Source organism: Cupriavidus sp. FW305-46 (assembly GCF_058787075.1).
Genome location: NZ_JBYSZI010000066.1, coordinates 1 through 18,475, shown reverse-complemented (window position 1 = coordinate 18,475; position 18,475 = coordinate 1). Strand labels below are relative to the sequence as shown.

General features: G+C 66.3%; 17 protein-coding genes. 5 read left to right on the top strand and 12 right to left on the bottom strand.

Features of this window, described 5'->3' with window-relative positions:
- Nucleotides 1-118 precede the first annotated feature (118 nt).
- Both AC3WON_RS26065 and AC3WON_RS26060 read left to right on the top strand, forming a co-directional pair.
- Entirely contained in the window at nucleotides 119-1,102 is a 984-nt protein-coding gene (locus AC3WON_RS26065) for a tripartite tricarboxylate transporter substrate binding protein (RefSeq protein WP_492353039.1), read from the top strand.
- Between the two features lie 54 nt (nucleotides 1,103-1,156).
- A complete protein-coding gene (locus AC3WON_RS26060; protein ID WP_492320388.1) occupies nucleotides 1,157-1,633 on the top strand; it encodes a MaoC family dehydratase in 477 nt (158 codons plus the stop codon).
- Nucleotides 1,634-1,666: 33 nt separating this feature from the next.
- On the opposite strand, the gene AC3WON_RS26055 is transcribed toward AC3WON_RS26060, so the two are convergent.
- The 5 genes from AC3WON_RS26055 to AC3WON_RS26035 all read right to left on the bottom strand — a co-directional run bounded on the left by AC3WON_RS26055 (nucleotide 1,667) and on the right by AC3WON_RS26035 (nucleotide 7,075).
- Nucleotides 1,667-2,755: a CobW family GTP-binding protein gene (locus AC3WON_RS26055; RefSeq protein ID WP_492320387.1), complete on the bottom strand. Its 1,089-nt coding sequence runs from the start codon at nucleotides 2,753-2,755 to the stop codon at nucleotides 1,667-1,669.
- A gap of 72 nt (nucleotides 2,756-2,827) precedes the next feature.
- Nucleotides 2,828-3,424, bottom strand: coding sequence for a UbiX family flavin prenyltransferase (locus AC3WON_RS26050; protein WP_492353038.1), 597 nt, complete (start codon nucleotides 3,422-3,424; stop codon nucleotides 2,828-2,830).
- On the bottom strand, nucleotides 3,421-5,709 hold the full coding sequence (locus AC3WON_RS26045) for a xanthine dehydrogenase family protein molybdopterin-binding subunit (protein WP_492353043.1): 2,289 nt from the start codon (nucleotides 5,707-5,709) through the stop codon (nucleotides 3,421-3,423). Before AC3WON_RS26045 ends, AC3WON_RS26050 begins: the two co-directional genes overlap by 4 nt.
- Nucleotides 5,709-6,215 (bottom strand): (2Fe-2S)-binding protein, encoded by a 507-nt coding sequence (locus AC3WON_RS26040; RefSeq protein WP_492320385.1) that lies wholly within the window; start codon nucleotides 6,213-6,215, stop codon nucleotides 5,709-5,711. The genes AC3WON_RS26045 and AC3WON_RS26040 overlap by 1 nt, the downstream gene beginning before the upstream one ends.
- Nucleotides 6,203-7,075 carry an FAD binding domain-containing protein gene (locus AC3WON_RS26035; protein ID WP_492353037.1) on the bottom strand — a complete coding sequence of 291 codons (873 nt, stop codon included), beginning with the start codon at nucleotides 7,073-7,075 and terminating at the stop codon, nucleotides 6,203-6,205. The genes AC3WON_RS26040 and AC3WON_RS26035 overlap by 13 nt, the downstream gene beginning before the upstream one ends.
- A gap of 192 nt (nucleotides 7,076-7,267) precedes the next feature.
- On the opposite strand from AC3WON_RS26035, the gene AC3WON_RS26030 reads away from it, so the two are divergent.
- The gene (locus AC3WON_RS26030; RefSeq protein WP_492353036.1) at nucleotides 7,268-8,191 is read left to right on the top strand and encodes a LysR family transcriptional regulator; all 924 of its coding nucleotides are present in this window, start codon (nucleotides 7,268-7,270) and stop codon (nucleotides 8,189-8,191) included.
- 5 nt (nucleotides 8,192-8,196) lie between these two features.
- Here the strand turns inward: AC3WON_RS26030 and AC3WON_RS26025 are convergent, their stop codons facing one another.
- The 4 genes from AC3WON_RS26025 to AC3WON_RS26010 form a co-directional block, all read right to left on the bottom strand.
- Nucleotides 8,197-9,588 (bottom strand): nucleobase:cation symporter-2 family protein, encoded by a 1,392-nt coding sequence (locus AC3WON_RS26025; protein ID WP_492320382.1) that lies wholly within the window; start codon nucleotides 9,586-9,588, stop codon nucleotides 8,197-8,199.
- A 226-nt stretch (nucleotides 9,589-9,814) separates the two neighbouring features.
- A complete protein-coding gene (locus AC3WON_RS26020; protein ID WP_492353035.1) occupies nucleotides 9,815-11,257 on the bottom strand; it encodes a UbiD family decarboxylase in 1,443 nt (480 codons plus the stop codon).
- Nucleotides 11,258-11,368: 111 nt separating this feature from the next.
- The gene (locus AC3WON_RS26015) at nucleotides 11,369-12,283 is read right to left on the bottom strand and encodes an amidohydrolase family protein (protein ID WP_153955447.1); all 915 of its coding nucleotides are present in this window, start codon (nucleotides 12,281-12,283) and stop codon (nucleotides 11,369-11,371) included.
- A gap of 47 nt (nucleotides 12,284-12,330) precedes the next feature.
- Nucleotides 12,331-13,233 (bottom strand): amidohydrolase family protein, encoded by a 903-nt coding sequence (locus tag AC3WON_RS26010; protein WP_011616127.1) that lies wholly within the window; start codon nucleotides 13,231-13,233, stop codon nucleotides 12,331-12,333.
- Nucleotides 13,234-13,649: 416 nt separating this feature from the next.
- Here AC3WON_RS26010 and AC3WON_RS26005 point away from each other — a divergent pair, with 416 nt between their 5' ends.
- Nucleotides 13,650-14,546: an endo alpha-1,4 polygalactosaminidase gene (locus AC3WON_RS26005; RefSeq protein WP_492353034.1), complete on the top strand. Its 897-nt coding sequence runs from the start codon at nucleotides 13,650-13,652 to the stop codon at nucleotides 14,544-14,546.
- Here the strand turns inward: AC3WON_RS26005 and AC3WON_RS26000 are convergent.
- Nucleotides 14,528-15,052, bottom strand: a complete 525-nt coding sequence (locus tag AC3WON_RS26000) for a YgjP-like metallopeptidase domain-containing protein (protein ID WP_492320447.1) — start codon at nucleotides 15,050-15,052, stop codon at nucleotides 14,528-14,530. The genes AC3WON_RS26005 and AC3WON_RS26000 overlap by 19 nt on opposite strands.
- Nucleotides 15,053-15,101: 49 nt before the next feature.
- Nucleotides 15,102-15,326 carry a hypothetical protein gene (locus AC3WON_RS25995; protein ID WP_010812270.1) on the bottom strand — a complete coding sequence of 75 codons (225 nt, stop codon included), beginning with the start codon at nucleotides 15,324-15,326 and terminating at the stop codon, nucleotides 15,102-15,104.
- 138 nt (nucleotides 15,327-15,464) lie between these two features.
- Here AC3WON_RS25995 and ettA point away from each other — a divergent pair, with 138 nt between their 5' ends.
- Nucleotides 15,465-17,132 carry an energy-dependent translational throttle protein EttA gene (ettA, locus tag AC3WON_RS25990; RefSeq protein ID WP_492320378.1) on the top strand — a complete coding sequence of 556 codons (1,668 nt, stop codon included), beginning with the start codon at nucleotides 15,465-15,467 and terminating at the stop codon, nucleotides 17,130-17,132.
- Between the two features lie 198 nt (nucleotides 17,133-17,330).
- Here ettA and AC3WON_RS25985 read toward each other — a convergent pair.
- On the bottom strand, nucleotides 17,331-18,475 hold a 1,145-nt coding region (locus tag AC3WON_RS25985), incomplete at its 5' end, for a metallophosphoesterase (RefSeq protein WP_492353033.1).

Sequence of the window (18,475 nt, the reverse complement as noted above, 5' to 3'; positions counted from 1 at the left end):
AAAAATTCTAACGACACCCCAGGAGCTTTCGACTGGTGTCCTTGTAGGGTCCGATTCTATATTTCGGCTCGTCACCGCAGCTATCGCTGTGCTGCGCGAAAAAGAATCGGAGACCAACATGACCATACTCTTCCGCAGGATCGCCAGTGCGTTGGGCAGCGCCGCGACACTCCTGGCCTGTGCGTCCCCTTCAGTGGCGCAGCCCGACTACCCGGTGCGGCCTGTCCGACTCATCGTTCCGTATGCCGCTGGCGGGCCGACGGACACCTTCGCCCGATCGCTGGCTGCAAGCTGGAGCCGCAAGCTGAACACCTCGGTGGTTGTCGAGAACAAGTCGGGGGCCGGCACGATAGTCGGCACCGAGCTCGCGGCGAAAGCCGCACCGGACGGCTATACGTTGCTGCTGACCACTGTAGCGCATGCCGTGAACCCAAGCATTCACGCCGGCCTGCCGTATCGCACGATCGAGGACTTTGCGCCAGTCGGGCTGGCGGCTCGTGCGCCGCTGGTGCTGGTCGTGAACAAGAGCGTTCCGGCGAAAACACTGCCGGAATTCATCGCTTATCTGAAGTCGCGTCCCGGCCAGGTCAACTATGGCTCAGCGGGAGTTGGCAGTGCCCCGCATCTCGCCGGGGAACTGCTGAACTACACGGCAGGAACGAAAGCGGTCCATGTCCCGTATCGGGGGAGCGCGCCTGCCATGGCCGATCTTATCGGTGGCCATGTCGAATTCATGATCGACAGCGCACCGACAGGGCTGGCGCAGGTGCGGGCAGGAACGGTGCGCTTGCTGGGAACGTCGATGGAAAAACGCCTGCCGCAGACCAGGGAGACGCCGGCGATTGCGGAAGCCGTATCCGGCTATGAAGCATACACCTGGAATGCGGTATTCGTGCCAGCCCGAACACCTTCGACAGTTGTCCAGAAGCTGGTCTCGACACTTGGCGATGCACTCAGCGATCCCGCCCTGCAAAGCAAGGCCTTCGAGCTCGGGTTGCAGCTGGAGACCCAGCCTACACCAGCGGGGCTCGACAAATTCCTGCGCGCGGAACTGGAGAAGTGGAAGCGGGTGGCCGTCGCCACGAATATGAAAGCCGACTGAGCGAAACCCGCGCAGGCCAGCGCCGGAACCAACCATCAGGCATACGGAGAAGCCATGAACGCCTATCAACTTTGTCCGCAGCGCTACTTTGAGGATTTCGAACTCGGAGAGCACTTCAACCTGCCGTCCCGCACCATGACCGACGCGCTGTTCGCGGCGTTCCAGCTGGCAAGCGGGGACAACCATCCGGTTCACTACGACGTCGAGTACTGCCGTGCTCACGGCATGCCGCACATGCTGGCGCACGGATTCCAGGTCGTGATCCAGACTGCCGCGGGGGCGGGCCTGTTTCCCCATATGGTCGAGGAGTCCCTGAAGGGCTTCATCGAGCAGAGCAGCCGCTTCCTCGCGCCTGTCTACGTCGGCGATACGTTGTACTGCCGCCTCACCGTCACCGAGCTGGTTCCCGGCCGTACGACCGGCGTGCTGGCGATGCGGTCGGAGGTGCGCAACCAGAACGACGTTTGCGTCATGGAGGGGACGCAAAGGTACTTGCTGCGCAAGCGCGTGCCGGGCAGCAACGGGGACTGACGGGAGGTCAGCCTCCGCTGCCGGCCAGGACCGTCAGGCTGCCTGAGCCACGGGCAGGCAGACCTTCAGCAGCGTCTGCAAGCGCAGCTTGTCGAGGTGCCGGCCGATAAATACGAACTTGCTTTGCGCGGCTTCCGGCCCCCAGGCGTCGGCGGGATGAAAATCCATCAGCCGGTGCACGGCTTGCAGCACGTAGCGGCGGTCATCGCCCTCCACGGCCACGATCCCCTTCATCCGGAACACATCGTCCCCTTGCGCCGCGAGCAGTGCCTTCAGGCCGTGCTCCAGGCGCTGGCGGTCGAACGGCTGGTCGAACACCAGCGATACGGACGTGACCGACGGATCGTGGCGGTGGCCATGCGCGTCGTCATCGTGCACGTGGTCGCAATGCTCGTCGCACACGTGGTCGTGATGGTCGTGGTCGTGCGCATGTTCGTGGTGGTCATCGTGCGCGTCCGCCTGGATCGTGCCCGTGGTAAAGCCGCCGATGCCGAGGATCTTGCCCAGGTCCACCTGGGCAAAGTTTGAGCGCAGGATCTGCGCGCCCTCGTTCAGCCGGTGGATGCGTGCCTCCAGCCTGTCGAGCTGCGCGGCGTTCACCAGGTCGGTCTTGTTGAGGATCACGCGGTCGGCCGCCACGATCTGGTCGACGGCCTGGTTGTCGAAGCCGGTCAGCTGAGGGTCATCGAGGTGGCTTTCGATATGCACCGCGTCCACCAGCGTCAGGATGCCGTCGAGCGTGACCTGCCTGGCGACTTCATTGTCCATGAAGAAGGTGGCCGCCACCGGCGTGGGATCGGCCAGGCCGCTGGTCTCGACCAGGATATGGTCGAAGCGCTCGGGCTGCTCCAGCAGCTTCTGCAGGATGCGCACGAGGTCGGTGCGCACATCGACCACGCAGCAGATGCAGCCGTTGGTCATCTGGTAGATCTCCTCGTCGGAGGTCATCACCAGGTCGGAATCGACATCGACCTCGCCGAACTCGTTTTCGATCACGGCGATGCGGTGGCCGTGCTTCTGCGTCAGGATGTGGTTGAGCAGCGTCGTCTTGCCCGAGCCGAGGAAGCCGGTAAGGATGGTGACCGGGACGGGCGGCTGTTGTGCGACGGCAGGTGCGTTCATGTTGTCTCCTGATTTGTACCAGTTGGGTACTGCGTTCCCCGCAATCGCGGGGCGAAAGTTCTCGTGTTCTCTTCAGGCGGTGGCCACGTTGGGGCGCAAGCCTTGCCAGCGTTCCACCAGCCCGTCGTGCGGCACGTCGAACAGGTCCAGCACGCGCCCCACGGTGTGGTTGACGATGTCGTCCACTGACTGCGGATGTGTGTAGAAGGCCGGCACCGGCGGCAGCACGATGGCGCCCATCTCGGTCACCGTGGTCATGTTGCGCAGGTGCACCAGGTGAAAGGGCGTCTCGCGCGCCAGCAGCACCAGCCGGCGGCGCTCCTTGAGCATCACGTCGGCGGCGCGGGTGACGAGGTTGTCGGCAAGCCCGGTGGCGATGGCGGCCAGCGTGCGCATGGAGCACGGCGCCACCACCATGCCGTCGCAGCGGAACGAGCCGCTGGCGATGGTGGCGCCGATATCGCGCACGTTGTGCACCACGTCGGCCATGGCTTCGATCTGCGGGCGCTGCAGGCCCAGCTCATGGTGCGCGGTCAGCAGGCCGGACGGGGAGCAGACCAGGTGGGTCTCCCAGCCGTCCAGCGCCGACAGTGCCTGCAGCAAGCGCACGCCGTACACCGCGCCGCTGGCGCCGGTGATGGCGACCACCAGGCGTTGCTTGCGGGTCATGGGGTGGCGCCTTCCTTCGCTGCCTTCTCCGCCAGTGCCTGCAGCACTTGCTCTGGTTTGATCGGGTAGTGCCGGAAGCGCACGCCGATGGCATCGAACACCGCATTGGCAATCGCCGGTCCGATCGCGACGATCGGGTCCTCGCCCACGCCCTTGGCGCCGAACGGGCCGCCGGGGTCGGGCGCCGCCTCCAGGATCACCGTGTGGATGGGCGGCATGTCCATCGCCAGCGGCATCTTGTAGTCGACGAAGTTGGCGTTGAGCGAGCGCCCGGTGCGCATGTCGATCTGGTAGTCCTCATACAGCGTATGGCCGATGCCTTGCTGGATGCCGCCTTCGATCTGCCCTGCGGCAGCCACCGGGTGGATCACCTTGCCGACGTCATGCACCGGCACCACCTGCTGCACGGTGATGAAGCCGGTTTCGGTATCGACCGCCACCTCGACGAAATGCGCGGCGAATGAATACGACTTGGTCGGGTGATAGGTGGCGGTGCCCACCAGCTGCGCGGCGGGGATGCCCTTGCGCGGCATCACGGCCTCGCGCACGGTCAGGGTCGGGCCGTCGCGGTCGCGCACGGCGATCACGCCGGCGGTGAGCGTCAGGGCCTCGGGCTCGCATTCCATCAGCTTGGCCGCGCGATCGAACAGCTGGCGCTTGATCTCGCCCGCCGCCATCTGCGCGGCCTTGCCGACCATATAGGTGGTGTGGCTGGCAAAGGCGCCGATGTCCCAGGGCACCACGTCGGTATCGCCGTGCACGACCGCCACCGCTTCGAACGGCAGGGTCAGTTCTTCTGCCACGATCTGGGCGAGGGCGGTATGCGCACCGGTACCCAGCCCGGCCGCGCCGGTCAGCAGCACCACGGTGCCATCCTCATTCATCTTGATGATGGCGTTGCCCTGTTCCTTGATGCCGGGATAGGCGCTGCTGCCGTGCATCTCGCAGCCCAGGCCCCAGCCGGTGCGGATCGGGCCGCTGGTGTCGCGCGGGCGGCGGCGCAGCGCGGGCCAGTCGACCAGTTCCATGCCCTTCTCGATGCAGGCCTCCAGGCCGTGCCCGATCAGCGGATGGTTGGACGGCGCAATGTCGCCTTCGCGCACAGCGTTCTTCAGCTTCAGCCCGGCGGGGTCCAGGCCCAGGTGCTCGGCGGCCTCGTCCATCTGCACGTCGAGCGCGTAATAGGTCTGCACCACGCCATAGCCGCGGAAGGCGCCGGCGATGGGGCTGTTGGTGTAGACGCAGCGGCCTTCGAGCAGCACGTTGTCGCAGCGGTACAGCGAGACCATGGCGGCAGTGCCGACATTGGTCACGCCCGGGCCGTGCGAGCCATAGGCGCCGGAGTTGAACACCACCTTGGCCTGGCGCGCGGTGATGGTGCCGTCGTTGCGGAAGCCTTGCTTGAGCCAGATCTTCGCCGGATGGCGCGTGCGGCCGCCGAGGAAGGTTTCCTCGCGCGTGTATTCCATGCGCACCGGGCGGCGCGTCTGGCGCGCCAGCAGCGCGCACAGGAACTCCTGCTGGAACAGGTCCTGCTTGGCGCCGAAGCCGCCGCCCATGTGGTCGACCAGCACGCGCACCTTGTGCAGCGGCAGGCCCAGCACCTCGGCCATGATGCCGCGCACCATGAAGGCGGTCTGGGTGGAGATCCACACCGTCAGATTGCCGTTGCCGTCCCAGCTGGTGGTGCAGACGTTGGGCTCCATGTAGGCGGGGGTGGGACGGCCGCCTTCGTAGATGCCTTCGAGGATGAAGTCCGCCTCGGCAAAGCCCGCTTCCACGTCGCCGCGTTTGATGATCACCGGCGGCAGCACTAGGTTGCCGCCGGGTTCGCGGTCGTGGATGCGCGGGGCGTCGGAGCGCTCGGCGTCCTCGGTGGTGAAGACGGCGGGCAGCGTTTCGTATTCGACTTCGATCAGCTCGACCGCGCGCTCCGCGATCTCTTCGCTGATGGCGGCCACCGCGGCCACGCCTTCGCCCCAGTAGCGCACCTTGTCGTCCAGGATGTACTGATCGCAGGTCACCGAGGCGGAGCGCGGGTGGGGCGAGCCGGCGTGCAGCACGCGCGGCACGTTCTCATGGGTCAGCACGGCCTTGACGCCTGGCAATGCCAGCGCACGCGAGGTGTCGATGCGGCGGATTTTCGCGTGCGCGAGGTTGCAGCGCTTCATCTTGCCGAACAGCAGGCCGGGGAAGGGCATGTCGGCAACGTATCTGGCGTTGCCGGTGACCTTGTCGAGCAGGTCGGTGCGCTTGACGCTGTGTCCGATCACGGCGTGGGTCATCATGCCTCCTCGCTGGCGCGGGCCTTGCAGCCCGCGAATTCCATGGCCTCGGCGGTCCTCTCGATGGCCTCGATGATCTTGGTGTAGCCGGTGCAGCGGCAGATATTGCCAGCAATGGCAAAGCGGATTTCGTCGCGCGTGGGACGCGGGTTCTCGTCCAGCAGCGCCTTGGCCATCACCACGAAGCCCGGCGTGCAGAAGCCGCACTGCGCGGCGCCGCACTGCATGAACTGCTCCTGGATCGGGTGCACGGTGTCGGGCGCGGGCTGCACGCCTTCGATGGTGGTGATGTGGCAGCCGTGCGCTTCGGGCGCCAGCACCAGGCAGGAATTCATCGGCTGGCCGTCGATGATGACGGTGCATGAACCGCATTCGCCCACGTCGCAGCCCTTCTTGGTGCCGGTCAGGCAGGCGTCGTTGCGCAGGGCGTCGAGCAGCGTGCCGTGCGGCTCCACCGCCAGTTCGCGCGGCTCGCCGTTGATGACGAGTTCGATCATTTTTCGCATGTTGCGGCCTCCAGGGCTTGTTCCAGGGCGCGGCGGGTCAGCACGCCGACCATCTGCCGCCGGTAGGCTTCGCTGGCGCGCACGTCGCTGATGGGGCGGGCTTCGCCCATGGCGGCGTGCGCGGCCTGCAGGATCAGGGCGTCCGTCACGCGCTGGCCGCGCAGCACCTGCTCGGCACGCACGGCGCGTACCGGGGTCGGGCCGACCGCTGCCAGCACGATGCCGACCTCGGCGCAGTGGCCGTTCTCGACTGTCAGCGATACCGCCACGCCGACGGTGGCCAGTTCCATCTGCACGCGGCGGCCATGCTTGAGGTAAACCTTGCCGGTGTGGGGGCGCGGCGCCGGCACGGTGATGCGGGTGACGATCTCGTCCGGCGCGATGGCGGTCTTGCCGACGCCGGTGACGAAGTCCTCGACGCGCAGCTCGCGCGAGCCGGACAGGCCATACAGGTGCACCGAAGCACCGTCCGCCACCAGCGGCGCGATCGAATCGGCCGACGGTGACGCGCGGCAGACGTTGCCCACCACGGTGGCGCGATGGCGCACCTGGATCGAGGCGAAGTCCGTCACGGCTTTCGCCAGGCTGGCGTAGTGGCGCTGCACGAAGCCCGAGGTCTCCACCGCGCGCGTGGTCACCAGCGCGCCGATGCGCAGGCCGTTGACGGGGTCGAACGTCAGCACGTCCATGCCCGGGATCTTCTTGATGTTGATCACCTGCTCGGGCTTGCGCACGGACTCCTTGATCTGGACCAGCAGGTCCGTGCCGCCGGCCAGCACGCTGGCCTTGCCGCCGCACCGGTGCAGCATGGCCGAGGCTTCCGCCAGCGTTGCCGGTTCGAAATATTCAAACGCTCTCATTGCTCCTCCTGGTCTGTGCCATCGGCGTCTGCCTGTCGTGTGGGGCGCGCACCGTTGAAGTCATCATGGGCGGATGGGCTTCATCGGTAAAGGCCCGGAAACGGATTAATTGATCGTGTTACCCTCTGAATCAGACGCGCCGGCCAACCTGGCAAAACAAGCGCGCACCCCGACATCCCGGAGGTAGACAACGTGCCCAACATCAGCAACATGAACGTGTCGCTGCGCCAGCTGCGCGCGTTCATCGCCGTGGCGCAGGAGCGCCACTTCACCCGCGCGGCCGAGAAGCTGGACCTGTCGCAGTCGTCGGTCAGCGCGCTGATCCACGAGCTGGAAGGCAACCTCGGCCTGAAGCTGTTTGACCGCCACACGCGCCAGCTGCACATCACACAGGCGGGCGCGGAGCTGTTGCCGCTGGTGAAGAAGGCGGTGGCCGATATCGACAGCGTGATCGAGAACTCCAGCGAGCTGCGCACGCTGGGTCGCGGGCGCGTGTCGATCTCGGCGTCGTCGATCCAGGCGGCGCTGATGCTGCCGCGCGTGATCCGCGAGTTCTGCGTGAGCCATCCCGGCGTGAAGGTGGAACTGCACGACGTGTCCGAGCATGAGGTGACCAAGATGGTCAGCTCGGGCGAGGTGGATTTCGGCATCGGCACCATCCCAGAGGGCCAGCCCGACCTGAGCGCGCAGCGGCTGATGTCCGATCCCTTCGTGATCGTGATGCCGGCGCATCATCCGTTGCGCCGGCGCAAGACGCTGCGCTGGGAAGACGTGGCGGGCCTGCCCGTGATCGGGCCGCACAAGGGCAACCCGATCCGCGACTGCCTGGATACCGCGCTGGCCGCGCGCGGCATTTCGCTGCAGCGGGTGCACGAGGTGTTCCTGCCGCTGACCATGGTGGGCATGGTGGATGCCGGGCTGGGCATCGCGGTGATGAGCGCGGCGGTCACGCGGCTGACTTCCGCGCTGGGGCTGGCCACGGTGATGCCGACCGATCCGGTGATCCACCGCGAGATCTCGCTGCTGGTGCACGCGGACCGGTCGCTGTCACCGCCGGCCCAGGCTTTCCGCGATCTGCTGATGCGCTATCGCGCCAAGCTGGCCGACGCAGGCTGACTACTTCATGCCGGTTCCTTCGCCAGCCCGTGGGCCTGGGGGACCGGCGAGCGGGCGTTGAACAGCAGGTTCAGCAGCACCGCGGTCAGCGTGCCGAGCAGGATGCCGTTCTGGCAGAACTTGGCCAGCAGCTCCGGCATCTGCGCGAAGAACTTGTCCGACACCAGCGGGATCATGCCCAGCGCCACGCTGACGGCGACGATATAGGCGTTCTTCTTGTTCTCGACAAAGTCCACATGGCCGAGGATGCGCACGCCCGTGGCAGCCACCATGCCGAACATCACCAGCGCCGCGCCGCCCAGCACATATTGCGGGATCGAGGCGGCAAAGAAGGCGAGCTTGGGCAGGCAGCCCAGCACGATCAGAATGCCGCCGGCGGTGGCGCAGACCCAGCGGCTGCGCACGCCGGTGACCTGCACCAGCCCCACGTTCTGCGCGTACGAGGTGTAGGTGAAGGTGTTGAACACCGCTCCCACCAGCGCGCCCACGCCGTCGGCACGCAGGCCGCGCGCGAGGTCGTCGCTGCCCACCGGGCGGCCCACGATTTCGCCCAGCGCCAGGAACTGGCCCACGCCCTCGATCATGATCACGATCATCACCACGCACAGCGTGACCGCGGTCATGGCATCGAAGGTGGGCCAGCCGAAGTGGAAGGGCGTGATGAACTCCACCCAGTGCGCGTTGTGCAGGCCGTCGAAGTTGACCTTGCCCAGCGACAGCGCGATCACGAAGCCCACCGCGATGCCGATCAGCACCGCCACGTTGCACAGGAAACCCCTGGCAAAGGCCACCAGCGCCAGCACCGTGCACAGCACCGCGGTGGCGATGGCGATGTTCACCGGCAGGCCGAAGTTGGGATTGGGCACGGGGCCGGCCGCCGTGTTGATGGTCGGGTTGCCGCCCGCCGCCCAGTTGATGCCGACGCGCATCAGCGAGACGCCGATCACCAGCACCACCGTGCCGGTCACTACCGGCGGGAACCAGCGCACCATCTTGCCGACATAGGGCGCGGCAATGTAGGTGAAGATGCCCGCCACCATCACCGCGCCGAACACGGCCGGCAGGCCCAGCGACGGATTGGAGCCGGTGGCGATGATCGGCGCGATGGCGGTGAAGGTGACGCCCATCATCACCGGCAGGCGGATGCCGACCTTCCAGATGCCGATGCTCTGGATCATCGTCACCAGGCCGCAGCAGAACAGGTCCGCGGCGATCAGGAAGGCCACCTGGTCCTTGGGCAGCTTGAGGGCGCCGCCGATGATCATCGGCACGGCAATGGCGCCGGCATACATCACCAGCACATGCTGCAGGCCAAGGGCCAGCAGGCGGGGCGGGGGCAGGACCTCGTCGACGGGATGCACGGGGGCATTCCCTTGCGTAGGCAGGGTGGGGTTCATGCTGTCTCCTTTGGTCGGTATCACGCCGGTTGCGCATTGCGCTAACGTGTCGCCAAGGTCGCCGGCGTTTCCTCTTCGGGATGGTCAGTTGCCATCCTCTCGTGCGAAGCCCGCGCCTGTCCTGTCTTATAAGTCAGCATGACAGCGGCGGCGGGAAGGTACAACGTTTGGGGCGGATTTATCGATCGGGTGAAACGATGAATCCGCCAGTTTCAGCGGGTTATCCCTACGGCATGTGGGAGCCCGCGCGTTCCAGCCGCTTCAGCAGTGCTGCCGCGCGCGCCATCGCGGCAGGGTCGATGCGCGCGCGGATACCGTCGAAGGCAGGTCCGCGCGTGGCGTCCAGCCCCATGCGTGACGTGGTGCCCACACCCGAGGCCGAGGGGTCGAGTGCGCTGCCAGGCAGGCCGTCGACCACCACCACGTCCAGGTGCGGTTGCAGGTGTGTGGCCATCGCCCACAGCACTTCTTCATCGCGGGTGATGTCGACGTCCTCATCCACCGCGACCACTGTCTTCAGGTACGGATCCCAGCCGAGCAGGCCCAGCATCACCTGGCGCGCCTCGCCTGGGCGGCTCTGGCGCAACGCCACGTAGGCGTGGAAGTGCGTACCGGAGCTGGGGTAGTGCACGGCGGTGACGCCGGGAAAGCGCTCCCTGAGCTTTTCGACCATCTCCGATTCGCGCGGGATGCGGCCCAGGTTCAGGTGTTCGGCCGAGTTGCCGCCGACCACGTCGACCAGCCATGCATCGGTGCGGCGCATCACGCTTTCCACGCTTAACAGGTTGTTGGTTGAACGGTCCGACGAATAGCCGGTGAATTCACCGAAGGGGCCTTCGTCGACGCGCGCTTCGGGATCGATCACGCCTTCAAGCACGATCTCCGCATGCGCTGGCACCAGGATGCCGTGGCGCGGTGTGCGTACCGCTTCCAGCGGCGCGCCGAACAGGCCACCGGCAACGTGGCGCTCGTCCACGCCGTAGGGCAGCCGCGCGGCGCCGGCCAGCATGAACAGCGGATGCGCGCCGATCACCATGGCCACCGGCAGCGGCCGGCCCAGTTCGGTGGCGCGCTGCTGCATGCGCCACAGGTGCCCGCGCGAATGGAGGCTGGTGGCGATCTCGGTGGGCGAGTGCAGCATCGAGCGGTGGTAGCTGGCGTTGCCGATACCGGTGTCGGGATCTTCCGCGATCAGGATCGCGTTGGTGATGTAGGGGCCGCGGTCGCTGGCGAAGTGCTTGATCGCCGGGATCGTGCGCAGGTCGATGTGTTCAGTCTCGACATGGCCGGTGACGGCGCCGCTGTCCAGCACGCGCGGCGCCACCATGCGGCGGCTGCGGGCCTGGTATTCGGCATGGATGCCGGCGGGCGCCACGCCGCCCAGCATGCGCCCCACGCGCTCGCGCGAGGCAAAGAGGTTGGTCGCCAGCGACGTGCCCAGCCCTTCGACGTGGTCGAACAGCAAGGCCGGATGGCGGCCCTGCGCGGCCAGCGCCCACACCAGTGCGGTCGGGTCCTGGTCGGCGCCGACCGGCTCGCGGATATGCAGCACGTCTTCGGGAAAGGCCTCGCGGTAGGCGGCCAGGAACTGGTGGAAGTCCTGCGAGGTGTCGTGAAACGGCTTGCGCGCCGATGCCGCTGAGGCGAAGGGCGCTGAGGGTGAGTTCATGGATCGGCTCCTGTGGTCAGGGTTGGCCAGGGCGAAGGCTGCCCCGGCGGCCGGGAATGGTCCCGGCCGCCGTGCCTGCCTGCCGAACAGCTATCGGCTAGCGACTACGTGTCAGCGCGTGCTGGCGTACGTATCCTTCAGCCGCGCCAATGCCTCTTGCTGCGTCTTGGGCGGCGCCGTGGTCTCGATGCCGACCAGCCGGGCGATGTTGTTGCCCATGTAGTCCTCCAGCCCGTCCTCGTCCAGGTCCATGCCCTGCGGCGCGGGGCCGCACAGCATCTCCAGCTCGCGCAGCCACATGCCGGGCTCGTTGGGCGGGGTGTCGGTGCCGAACACGATCTTGTCGCGCGGCAGCTGGCGCGCGAACTCGACGATGCGCGACTGGAAGCACCAACCAGATTCGCAATACACGTTGGGCGTGTCCATTGCCATCCAGAAGGCCTCGAACGAGTAGTTGCCGCCGGTCTGGATGCCGAAGTGGCCGATGATGAAATTGACCATCGGGAATTCGCGGATGATCGGGTAGAACATCGTCGGGATGGTGTACGGGCCGTCGCCGGTGTGGATCAGCACCACCACGTTGTACTTGGCGCAGACCTTCATCGCCGGGCGCAGCCAGTCCAGCGCGCGGTCGGGGCGGTAGCCGTGCATGTTGGCATGCAGCTTGAGCATCTTGAAGCCGTATTCCTTGACGTGGAATTCCAGCTCCTGCGCGCCTTCTTCCGGGCCCCAGCGCGGGTTGAAGGTGAAGTTGCCGATAAAGCGGTCGGGGTACTTCTGGCAGAGCTCCGCGATATAGGCCATGTAGTCGCGGATGCCTTCGCGCCCGCGGCGGTTGCCGTCGCGGTAGCCGGTGTTGCCCGGCGGCGGCTGGATAAAGCCCATGTCGATGCGGCGCGGCTTGCCGTTGATCATGTAGGGGCCGTCCATCATCTTGAGCATGCGCTCGCCGTTGAAGGGCTCGCCGGTGTGGCGCCAGGCCTCGTCGACGAGATTGGTCGGGTGCAGATGGGTATCGATAATCATGTTGTGTGCTCCGGAGTCCGTTGTCGGTGGCGCGGGCTTGTGTGCGCTTACGCGGCCAGGCGTGCTTTCGCTTCTTCGAGCGTGCGCGGGACCGGCGTCGGTTCCAGGCCGATCATCCGGGCGACGTTGTTGCCGAGGTAGTCCTCCAGCGTGTCTTCATCCAGGTTCAGGCCCTGGGGCGGCTCGAAGCACAGCACTTCCAGCAGGCGCAGCCACATGCCGGGCTCGTTGGGCGGGGTGTCGGACCCGAACAGGATCTTGTGCTTGGGCAGCACCTTGGCGAACTCAACGATGCGCGACTGCAGGCACCAGCCCGATTCGCAGTACACGTTGGGCATGTCCATGGCCATCTGGAACGGCTCGAAGCAATACACGCCGCCGGTCTGCACGCCGAAGTGGGCCATGATGAAGTTCACCGTCGGGAACTCCTTCATCATCGGCACCCATTCGGTCGGGATGCTGTAGGGGCCGTCGCCGGTATGCAGCTTGACCAGCACGCCCAGCTCGGCGCACTTCTGCAGCGCCGGGCGCAGCCAGTCGAGGGCACGGTCCGGGCGGTAGGCATGCATGTTGGCCTGGAACTGGACCATCTTGAAGCCCAGCTTCCTGACGTAGTGCTCCATGGCATTGACGCCGTTCTCGACGCCGCAGCGCGGGTTGTAGACGAAGCAGCCGATAAAGCGTTCCGGGTACTTCTTCACCATCTCCGCGGTGTAGGCCATGTACGCGTCGATGGACTCGCTGCCTGACTTCACGCCGTCGGTGTAGGTGTAGATGGTGTTGCCCTGCGGGGGCTGGATAAAGGCTTTGTCGATGCGGCGCGGCTTGCCGTTGATGGTGAACGGGCCGTCCATCATCTGGATCAGGCGCTCGCCGGTGAACGGGTCGCCGTCGTGGCGCCAGGCCAGGTCCACCAGGTTGGTCGGATAACAGCTGGTGTCGATGATCATGGGAGATCCCCTAACAATGACTAGGTTGGACACGCATGCGGCGGGCGTGCGCGAACAACGCCGCGGGGCCGGCCTTGCATGCTGCTATCGGGAGTCTTTGTCAGGGGAGCTGTTGGACCACTGCGCCACCGACGAAACACTCCGTCAGTGAGCAATCTCCAGTTGAACCTCGCGGCATTGCACCGCTGCTGTCCAATCGACCGCTTCTACCCACGCGCTCTTTATACATAGCGCCCGAGCGTTGCGTCAAGCGCATCATGTGTTGCGCCGCACGAACAGCGGGTGCACGTGCATTCCAACCATGGTACGAATCCGCTACATTGCAAGAACCGTGGTGGCAGGCCCGCCGGCGCGGGGCAGGGAGAACTCGGGCCGATTGCTTTGAACGGGGTTTATCACGGGGAAGGGGTGAAAACATGCACGGCAACTTTGCGGTGATGGCGGGGGCCATGCTGTCTGTTGCGCTGTCAATGGCGCTGGGCGGCTGCGGCGGGGATGGGGGCCAGACGGAAATGGTGTCGCCGACGGCGACGACCACGGCGGCCACGACAACGAAATACGGGGTAACGGCAACCACCAGCGCCACCACGCGCTGGGCACCGGCGCTCACCGACACCTGGCAGATCCAGCTGACCGGCAAGCTCAACACCAGCTATGCGGTGACCGCCTACGACTTCGACCTGTTCGATACGCCGCAGGCCACCATCGCCGCGCTCAAGGCCCAGGGCCGGCGCGTGATCTGCTATTTCTCCGCGGGCAGCTCCGAGGACTGGCGCCCCGACTACAACCAGTTTGCCGCCGCCGACATGGGCGCGCCGCTGTCAGGCTGGGCGGGCGAGCGCTGGCTCGATACGCGCTCGGCCAACGTGCGCCGCATCATGCAGGCGCGCATGGACCTGGCGGTCAGCAAGGGCTGCGACGCGGTCGATCCGGACAATGTCGATGGCTATACCAACAGCACCGGCCTGCCGCTGACGGCCGAGACCCAGCTCGACTACAACCGCTTCCTGGCGGCCGAGGCGCATGCGCGCGGGCTGGCGGTGGGGCTGAAGAACGATGTGGAGCAGGTGGCCGACCTGGCGGCGAGCTTCGATTTCGCCATCAACGAGCAGTGCTTCCAGTACCGGGAGTGCGGCGCCTATACGGCGTTCACGGGGCAGGGCAAGCCGGTGTTCCAGATCGAGTACGCCACCAAGTACAGGGACGCGGCCACGCGCGCCGGGCTGTGCGCCAAGGCGCAGGCCGCCAACCTGCGCACGCTGGTGCTGCCCAAGACGCTGAACGGCTCGTTCCGCTACGCCTGCGACGCCTGAGTGCCTGCGCCGGCGGGGGCAGCGCGTTCCAGCTCCCGCCAGGCCAGGTAGAGCCGGGTATCGAATTCCAGCTGGTGGTAGCGCGGCTCCATGTGTTCACAGAGCCGGTAGAAGGCCTTGTCGTGATCGCTCTCTTTCAGGTGGGCGAGTTCGTGCACGACGATCATGCGCAGGAATTCCGGCGGCGCTTCCTTGAACAGCGACGCCACGCGGATTTCCTTCTTGGCCTTGAGCTTGCCGCCCTGCACGCGCGAGATCGCAGTGTGCAGGCCCAGCGCACGCTGGGCCGAATCGAGGCGCGCATCGAAGCCGACCTTGTGCAGCGGCGGCGCGCTGCGCAGGTATTCCTGCTTGATGTCCGTGGTGTATTCGTACAGCGCGCGGTCGGTCTGCACGGTGTGGCGCCCGGGGTAGCGCCGGGCGATATGGTCCCCGAGCCGGCCGGCGGCGATCAGCTCGCGCACCTGGTCCAGCACGCCGGGCGGGTAGCCGCCCAGAAAGCGCATCGGGTCCTTGCCGGCGGGGCGCCAGGTTTCAGTCACGGCAGTGGCCTGCTCAGTGGTGGTGGTGATGGTGGTGCATCCAGCTGTTGTCCAGCGAGTTGACGAAGGACTCGACCGCATCCTTGTCGCCGGTGGCGTGGCGCATCATCTCGCCGCACTTGCAGAAGCCCTGGTATGGGGTGATGTGCGAGCAGGCCGACGTCTTTTGCAGGTACAGCGTGACGGGTTTGGTGCACTTCTTGCACTTGAACTTCAGGGTCAGGGCGGGTTTGCTCATGGCGATGGCTTGGGAAGTCGGCGAAAAATCGAACCTGTCATTGTACCGGCCAGGGCGGAATCAAGCAGGACCGCCTCAGCGCGCCGCGCCTGCCTGATACACTCCCGCCATTCCCGAACAACCCTCCAACACGCACCCATGGCACAGTACGTTTTCACCATGAACCGCGTGGGCAAGATCGTCCCGCCCAAGCGTCACATCCTGAAGGACATCTCGCTGTCGTTCTTTCCCGGCGCCAAGATCGGCGTGCTGGGCCTGAACGGCTCGGGCAAGTCCACGCTGCTCAAGATCATGGCCGGCCTCGACAAGGAAATCGAGGGCGAAGCCACGCCGATGCCCAACCTGAACATCGGCTACCTGCCGCAGGAACCGCAGCTCAATCCCGAGCAGACCGTGCGCGAGTCGGTGGAAGAGGCCCTGGGCGGCGTGTTCGAGGCGCGCAAGAAGCTCGACGAGATCTACGCGGCCTATGCCGAGCCGGACGCCGACTTTGACGCGCTGGCCGCCGACCAGGCCAAGTACGAAGCCATCCTGGCCGCCAGCGACGGCAACAATGTCGAACTGCAGCTGGAAATCGCCGCCGACGCGCTGCGCCTGCCGCCGTGGGAGGCAACGATCGGCAACCTGTCCGGCGGTGAAAAGCGCCGAGTGGCGCTGTGCCGCCTGCTGCTGTCGCGCCCCGACATGCTGCTGCTGGACGAGCCGACCAACCACCTGGATGCGGAATCGGTGGAATGGCTGGAACAGTTCCTGACGCGCTTCCCGGGCACCGTGGTGGCCGTGACCCACGACCGCTACTTCCTCGACAACGCCGCCGAGTGGATCCTGGAACTGGACCGCGGCCAGGGCATCCCCTGGAAGGGCAACTACAGCTCGTGGCTGGACCAGAAGGAAGCGCGCCTGAAGCAGGAAGAGGCCAGCGAATCGGCACGCCAGAAGGCCCTGCACAAGGAACTGGAGTGGGTGCGCCAGAACCCGAAGGGCCGCCAGGCCAAGTCCAAGGCGCGTCTGGCCCGCTTTGACGAACTGAACAGCCAGGACTACCAGAAGCGCAACGAAACCCAGGAAATCTTCATCCCGGTGGGTGAGCGCCTGGGCAACGAGGTGATCGAGTTCGACGGCGTGAGCAAGGGCTACGGCGACCGCCTGCTGATCGACAACCTCAGCTTCAAGGTGCCGCCGGGCGCCATCGTCGGCATCATCGGCCCGAACGGCGCCGGCAAGTCGACCTTCTTCCGCATGCTGACCGGCAAGGAACAGCCCGACAGCGGCGAGATCAGGATCGGGCCGACCGTGAAGATGGCGTTCGTCGACCAGAGCCGCGATGCGCTCGATGGCACCAAGACCGTGTTCGAAGAGATCTCGGGCGGCTCCGACATCCTGACGGTGGGCAGGTACGAAACGCCGTCGCGCGCCTATATCGGCCGCTTCAACTTCAAGGGCGGCGACCAGCAGAAGCAGGTCGGCACGCTGTCGGGCGGCGAACGCGGCCGCCTGCACATGGCCAAGACGCTGATCGCTGGCGGCAACGTGCTGCTGCTGGACGAACCGTCCAACGACCTCGACGTGGAAACGCTGCGGGCGCTGGAAGATGCGCTGCTGGAATTCGCGGGCTGCGTGATGGTGATCTCGCACGATCGCTGGTTCCTGGACCGGATTGCTACCCACATCCTGGCGTTCGAGGGCGACTCGCATGTGGAGTTCTTCCCGGGGAACTACCAGGAGTACGAGGCGGACAAGAAGCGGCGGCTGGGTGAGGAAGGGGCCAAGCCCAAGCGGATTCGATACAAGCCGATTGTGCGGTGATGGGCTCTGTTTGCGATAGAGTGCCGGCCTGCGCGCCTGCACGTTGCTGACAACCTTCACACGCAGCGGGTTGGCTCCCCTCTCCCGCTTGCGGGAGAGGGAGCACACAAGTGGCGCTTCGAAACCGAGGCGCCGCCACAAGCAAGGCCCCGACTCAGTTGAGCGGGGCTTTTTGCTTCGCCTCAGCGGCAATCATGCCTACGCCCGCACCAGCCTAACCCGCGTAATCTCCGACGGCGCCCCAAGCCGCTTCGGCGGTCCCCAATACCCGGTGCCACGGCTGATATAGATCCACAGCGAACCATGCCGCACCAGTCCGGCGGTGTATGGCTGCTGCATCGGCACGAACAGGTTCCACGGCCAGAACTGGCCGCCGTGGGTATGGCCGGACAACTGCAGGTCGAAACCGGCTTCCGCCGCGGCGGCAGCGGTGCGTGGCTGGTGGGCCAGCAGCACGCGCGCGCCGGCGTGTGCCGGGGCGCCGGCGATGGCGCGGTGCGGGTCGCTGCGGTGGCTTTCGTGGAAGCGGCCGGCGGAGTAGTCGGTGACGCCGCCGAGTACCAGCACGTCGCCGTCGTGCTGCAGCACCACGTGTTCGTTCATCAGCACGCGCACGCCCAGGCGGCGCAGCTCAATGATCCACGGCTCCGCGCCGGAGTAGTACTCATGGTTGCCGGTGACGAAGTAGGTGCCGTGGCGTGCCTGCAGCCGGGCCAGCGGCGCGGTGTGGGCGGAAAGTTCGCGCACGGTGCCGTCGACCAGGTCGCCGGTGATGGCGACGGCGTCGGCCTGCAGGCTGTTGACGCGGTCGACGATGCGGTCGAGGTAGGGCCGCTTGATGGTGGGCCCGACATGGATGTCGCTGATCTGGGCGATGGTGAAACCATGCAGGGCGTCAGGCAGGCCGGCCACGGGCACGTCGACTTCGACCACGCGTGCCAGCCGGCGGGCATTGATATAGCCGGCCAGCGTGACCAGCAGCGCCAGCAGCGGCACCGCCACCGCACTGCCCGCGGACAGGCCGGGCGCGTGCCAGCCGAGCAGTTGCCCGGCCAGCCAGGCCGCCGCCAGCGCCACGTCGCGTACCAGCGTCAGCACCAGCAGGGATGAGAAGAATCCCATTGCCAGCATGCCGATCCAGGAAACCAGGTCCGACCAGGGCTGGCTGACGCGCCGCGCCAGCAGCCCGGCCGGCAGCAGGGCGCAGGAGAGGGCCAGCCAGATGACGGCCAGTGTCTTGACCGCCATCGGCACCGGCATCGCCGGCAGCAGGCGCAGCCCGATATAGCCGTGCAGCAGGGCTGTCACGAGGGCGGCGGTCAGGATGGTGGTGCGTGGAGGCA

Coding starts and splice junctions, on each gene's coding strand:
- AC3WON_RS26065 (WP_492353039.1), top strand. CDS start 119: ATGACCATACTCTTCCGCAGGATCGCCAGTGCGTTGGGCAGCGCCGCG.
- AC3WON_RS26060 (WP_492320388.1), top strand. CDS start 1,157: ATGAACGCCTATCAACTTTGTCCGCAGCGCTACTTTGAGGATTTCGAA.
- AC3WON_RS26055 (WP_492320387.1), bottom strand. CDS start 2,755: ATGAACGCACCTGCCGTCGCACAACAGCCGCCCGTCCCGGTCACCATC.
- AC3WON_RS26050 (WP_492353038.1), bottom strand. CDS start 3,424: ATGACCCGCAAGCAACGCCTGGTGGTCGCCATCACCGGCGCCAGCGGC.
- AC3WON_RS26045 (WP_492353043.1), bottom strand. CDS start 5,709: ATGACCCACGCCGTGATCGGACACAGCGTCAAGCGCACCGACCTGCTC.
- AC3WON_RS26040 (WP_492320385.1), bottom strand. CDS start 6,215: ATGCGAAAAATGATCGAACTCGTCATCAACGGCGAGCCGCGCGAACTG.
- AC3WON_RS26035 (WP_492353037.1), bottom strand. CDS start 7,075: ATGAGAGCGTTTGAATATTTCGAACCGGCAACGCTGGCGGAAGCCTCG.
- AC3WON_RS26025 (WP_492320382.1), bottom strand. CDS start 9,588: ATGAACCCCACCCTGCCTACGCAAGGGAATGCCCCCGTGCATCCCGTC.
- AC3WON_RS26020 (WP_492353035.1), bottom strand. CDS start 11,257: ATGAACTCACCCTCAGCGCCCTTCGCCTCAGCGGCATCGGCGCGCAAG.
- AC3WON_RS26015 (WP_153955447.1), bottom strand. CDS start 12,283: ATGATTATCGATACCCATCTGCACCCGACCAATCTCGTCGACGAGGCC.
- AC3WON_RS26010 (WP_011616127.1), bottom strand. CDS start 13,233: ATGATCATCGACACCAGCTGTTATCCGACCAACCTGGTGGACCTGGCC.
- AC3WON_RS26005 (WP_492353034.1), top strand. CDS start 13,650: ATGCACGGCAACTTTGCGGTGATGGCGGGGGCCATGCTGTCTGTTGCG.
- AC3WON_RS26000 (WP_492320447.1), bottom strand. CDS start 15,052: ATGCGCTTTCTGGGCGGCTACCCGCCCGGCGTGCTGGACCAGGTGCGC.
- AC3WON_RS25995 (WP_010812270.1), bottom strand. CDS start 15,326: ATGAGCAAACCCGCCCTGACCCTGAAGTTCAAGTGCAAGAAGTGCACC.
- ettA (WP_492320378.1), top strand. CDS start 15,465: ATGGCACAGTACGTTTTCACCATGAACCGCGTGGGCAAGATCGTCCCG.